Source organism: Phenylobacterium sp., from assembly GCF_030693805.1.
Lineage (GTDB): Bacteria > Pseudomonadota > Alphaproteobacteria > Caulobacterales > Caulobacteraceae > Phenylobacterium.
Genome location: NZ_JAUXZW010000023.1, coordinates 1 through 1,702, shown reverse-complemented (window position 1 = coordinate 1,702; position 1,702 = coordinate 1). Strand labels below are relative to the sequence as shown.

At 69.0% G+C, this 1,702-nt stretch carries 3 protein-coding genes; 1 reads left to right on the top strand and 2 read right to left on the bottom strand.

From position 1 onward, the window contains the following. Positions 1–234 precede the first annotated feature (234 nt). The gene (locus Q8M88_RS01145; protein WP_305594236.1) at positions 235–459 is read left to right on the top strand and encodes a hypothetical protein; all 225 of its coding nucleotides are present in this window, start codon (positions 235–237) and stop codon (positions 457–459) included. Positions 460–566: 107 nt separating this feature from the next. Here the strand turns inward: Q8M88_RS01145 and rsmA are convergent, their stop codons facing one another. After that, positions 567–1,400 carry a 16S rRNA (adenine(1518)-N(6)/adenine(1519)-N(6))-dimethyltransferase RsmA gene (rsmA, locus tag Q8M88_RS01140; protein ID WP_305594235.1) on the bottom strand — a complete coding sequence of 278 codons (834 nt, stop codon included), beginning with the start codon at positions 1,398–1,400 and terminating at the stop codon, positions 567–569. Next, positions 1,397–1,702 (bottom strand): 4-hydroxythreonine-4-phosphate dehydrogenase PdxA (locus tag Q8M88_RS01135; protein ID WP_305594234.1); only part of this gene is annotated, 306 nt, incomplete at its 5' end. The genes Q8M88_RS01135 and rsmA, both read right to left, overlap by 4 nt.

Sequence of the window (1,702 nt, the reverse complement as noted above, 5' to 3'; positions counted from 1 at the left end):
GCGGTGGCCGCGGCGTCGGTGGCTTCAGCGGCTTCCGTCTTGGCTTCTTCGGCCTTCGGTTGGCAAGCGGCGGCGGCCAGGCTCATCGCCGCGATGGCGGCGAGGGTGATGAAACGCATTTAGATTCTCCTTGGTGGAAACTTTGTCCGTAGAGGCTGCAAAGGAGTCGCGCGCAATACACAAGCCCAGAACGCCCGCACCTCGACCAGCCGAAACGCACGTTAAAGGTTAAGGTTGCGTAAGCTCTGCGGCGACCGCGCGATTATCGGTCGATTCGCCGCGCGCCGCGCGGCCCTTGCGCAACCGCCCCGCTTGAAACTCATTGTTGCATCACACATCGTAAAAGGACACGGTAGCGTTGCGTTGAGCATGTTCAACGAATTGCTGCAGGTTCGCCATGCGGGGGCGGGGCCAGTCACCGGTGCACTGTCGGCCGAGATGCAGCTGCATCTGTCGTAGAGCAGCCTGCCTGTGACGCCGGGCCGGCGGCTTTGGCTGGCTCTGTTGCTGGGTCTGGTCGGCTTCCTGGTCGCCCTTGTTCTTGCTTCCGAGGGCCTGCCTGACCGCTAGCGGCGAAGCGCGCGCGCCATGGCCAGGAACTCATCGACGCTGAGGGTCTCGCCGCGCCGGGTCGGATCTACGCCGGCCGCGGCGCAGAGATCCGCGCCGCCCAGCGTAGCGACGCTGGAGCGCAACATCTTGCGACGCTGCCCGAACGCGGCCTGGGTGACCTTCTGCAGATCGGCGAGGAGGCCAGGCTCGGGCCGGTCGGCGCGCGGCGTCAGGCGAACCACGGCGGAATCCACCTTTGGCGGCGGGGTGAAGGCGCGGGCCGGAGCCTCCATCACCATCTCCGCGTGGCTGGTCGCCTGGGTCAGGATGCCGAGACGGCCATAGGCCGACGATCCGGGAGGAGCGACGATGCGCTGGGCGACCTCCTTCTGGAACATCAGGGTCATGGCGGTGGGACGGAACGGTCCGGTCAGCCATTTGACCAGCAGTGGCGCGCCCACATTGTACGGCAGGTTGGAGATGATCGCCGCCGGGCCGCCGTCCGCCAGCGCGGCCTCGTCGACGGTCAGCGCATCGGCCAGCACGATCCGCAAGGCGCCCGGCGCGGCCTCCGCGACCGCCTCCAGCAAGGGGACGAAGCGCGCGTCCTTTTCCACGGCCACCACTCGGGCGCCGGCTTCCAGCAGGGCGCGGGTCAGGCCACCCGGGCCTGGACCCACCTCGATGACCGTCACGCCGTCCAACGGCCCGGCCAGTCGGGCGATCTTGCGGGTGATGTTGAGGTCCAGCAGGAAATGCTGGCCCAGGCCCTTGTCCGCCAGCAGGCCGTGCTCGGAGAGCATCTCGCGCAGCGGCGGGAGCGCCGCCAGCGCCGCCTGGACGCTCATGCCGCGCGGCGCAGCGCGATTTCGTCGGCCAGCCGCAAAGCCGCGATCAGGCTGTCGGCCCTGGCCTGGCCACGGCCGGCGATGTCGAAGGCGGTGCCGTGGTCGGGCGAGGTGCGGATGATCGGCAGGCCCAGGGTCACGTTCACGCCGCCCCAGAAGTCTAGCATCTTGACCGGGATCAGCGCCTGGTCGTGGTAGAGGCACAGGGCGGCGTCGTAGCGTCGGCGCATGTCGGCGGGAAACAGGCTGTCGGCGGGCCAGGGGCCGGTGGCGTCGACGCCCAGGTCGCGTAGCGCCCGCAC